This is a genomic window from Synechococcus sp. R6-7 (assembly GCF_047461695.1).
In the GTDB taxonomy this organism is placed as follows: Bacteria; Cyanobacteriota; Cyanobacteriia; order Thermostichales; family Thermostichaceae; genus Thermostichus.
Genome location: NZ_JANSHS010000366.1, coordinates 1 through 2,187 on the forward strand (window position 1 = coordinate 1; position 2,187 = coordinate 2,187).

Consider the following 2,187-nt stretch of genomic DNA (forward strand, 5'->3'; position numbering starts at 1 on the left):
GTGTAGCGGTTGATCTTCGTCCCAGAGGCAGATGGGATGGCCAAATGGCTTGACCGATTTCAAGTCCACACCAAAGCTTTGGGCATATTGGGCGGCAATTTCCCGCAGGTTTTGTTTTTCTCCACCCCGAAAGGTGCCGGCTCCAATTGAGTAGCCATCGGCCTTGGGGAAGTTCCAGATGTAGCCATTGCTCACGGCACCGAAGTCAAAATGGGCGGCTGCAGTTTGCGGCTGCGAGAGGGGCACTTCTGCTTCCAAGGCGGCAGCCAAGCGACGGCGGCGTTCCTGAAAGCCCAGCCACTTGGCCATTGAGCCTTTTGCCCCATCGGCCCCGATCACGTACCGACCCCAGACCGGGCCGGCGGTTGTCATCACTTGCCAGCGGTCGCTTTGCCACTCGAGGCCAGAGACAGGGCATTCTGCCTGGAGCGCTGCCCCTTGCTTTTGCGCTTGCTGAATCAGGTAGTGGTCGAAAACATCCCGCCGCACCATCCAAACGGGCTCTTTCAAATCCAAATCGACCACCACCGGATCGCCGCCGCGCCAGGTGTAGCGGATTTGCCGGATCTTGAGGGAAATGGCGGGGCCAAAGTCGAAGTCAAACCAAGCCGCCACCATAGGAGAAACGCCGCCCCCACAGGGTTTGTAGCGGGGCAAGGGATCCTTTTCCAGAACCAGCACCGAGCGTCCCCGCTTGGCCAGATGGTAGGCGGCAGATCCTCCAGCAGGGCCGGCGCCGACGATGACACAGTCGTAGAGTTGCGGCATGGTTTTCGATACTCCAGGCCCCCCCATCCTGGGTTCTGCTCACCAGCTTCTAGCCTATTATGGCTACAGCGAATTGCCTGCACGTTGCTTGCCTTTTTGTCGGGAAGACCATGCGAATTCGCTGGCAGCGGCTTGCCAACCAGCCCTCAGCTCGCTACTGTGCCGCCTGCGGAAAGCGTTTTGCGGGCGGGAAGCGAGTTCGTTGCCTTTTCAACGATAGGGGTCTGAATCTCGGCCCTATTTGCCCAGAGTGCTTTGCCCTTCCCCCAGTTCAGTTGCGAGAACAGATCCACCGCTATGCCTATTTGATGCGCCTGAATCGTCTGCGGGATCCCGGCAGCCAAGACCACGCCCATCATCTGGAACAAGCGGCCCGGGAGCGCTCCATTCGTTATCCGGGCCTGTGGGGCTGGCTGCGGCAGTGGTGGTAGCGTTGGCAAGGGGATTGGGCATTCTGGAAAAGATGCAGGAAAATCAGGAGAGGTTGCCTTCGGGATCCCAGATCCATCTCGATTTTCCAGACCCGTTGGCTTGTTTGCTCTCGTTGGTTGAGGAGCCCCCATGCACGACCTGGACAGTTTGCCAGAACCAGTAGCCGATGCCTTGATCAAAAGCCTGCTTACGGACGTGGAGCGGCTGATCAACCAGCACGGACTGTCAGAGGTTCTGGTGGGGTTGGCCATGTATTGCAACGTGCAGTTCAAGGCCAAGTTCAATAAGCCCAACCGCACGGAGAAGGATGAGGAGTTGGGGTTTTATTTCCGCGACGCCGCCAAAGCTCTAGAGGTGGCTGCCAGCCTCACCTATCGCACCATCGACCGCTCTCAATCTGCCCGGCCCAGCACCTAGCCACTGGGATCCCTTTTTGGCCTCCACCCCCAAGCCCCTCTCCCAGGGGGAGAGGGGGGCAGGCATTTAACCAGCAAACCGTTTCACCGCAATGGGAAGAGAAGGAACGCGGCATCTTGGGGTGGCAAGGGATCCCCCTGGGTTTTTATGCTGGTGGGCAACAAGTTGCATTGAGGCTGAGCGTGAGAATCGTCTGGGAACGCAGCATTTACGGGGGCAATGGCCGAGTGCCCTGCATTATCTGTGGGGGATGGGCCAACCCCATCCAGAAAAAAGGGCACCAAGTGTTGCTGGCGGTGGTCTATAACGACCGCGGGCAAATCTACGGGGAAGTCTGCCGCAGCTGCCTCGGTTTGGGGGCCAAAGGCATCAAAGAGTGCCTGCAAGAGCGGATTGCCCGCCTGCGCAAGCAACTGGAAGATTTGGAAGAGCTGGAGCAGGGAGAGGTGCAACTGCCTACATTGGAGCAGGAGTTGAGCGCCTATTTGGATTGAGGACTACACCCCTCTGAAAAACTTACGAAACCCCAATAGGAGGTGACGTCTGATACATTTACGCTGAACACTGCTG

4 protein-coding genes are annotated in these 2,187 nt (G+C 58.2%); 3 read left to right on the forward strand and 1 reads right to left on the reverse strand.

What is annotated here, in order from left to right:
- A partial coding sequence (locus tag NW815_RS10865; RefSeq protein ID WP_414416001.1) for a geranylgeranyl reductase family protein occupies positions 1-768 on the reverse strand: 768 nt, incomplete at its 3' end.
- Positions 769-878: 110 nt separating this feature from the next.
- Between NW815_RS10865 and NW815_RS10870 the strand changes: the two genes are divergently transcribed.
- The 3 genes from NW815_RS10870 (at position 879) to NW815_RS10880 (ending at position 2,111) form a co-directional block, all read left to right on the forward strand.
- Positions 879-1,199 (forward strand): hypothetical protein, encoded by a 321-nt coding sequence (locus tag NW815_RS10870; protein ID WP_414389443.1) that lies wholly within the window; start codon positions 879-881, stop codon positions 1,197-1,199.
- Between the two features lie 130 nt (positions 1,200-1,329).
- Positions 1,330-1,617, forward strand: coding sequence for a hypothetical protein (locus tag NW815_RS10875; protein ID WP_011433893.1), 288 nt, complete (start codon positions 1,330-1,332; stop codon positions 1,615-1,617).
- A gap of 182 nt (positions 1,618-1,799) precedes the next feature.
- Complete coding sequence (locus tag NW815_RS10880; protein ID WP_011433892.1) at positions 1,800-2,111, forward strand: hypothetical protein; 312 nt, start codon at positions 1,800-1,802, stop codon at positions 2,109-2,111.
- The last annotated feature ends 76 nt before the right edge of the window (positions 2,112-2,187 follow it).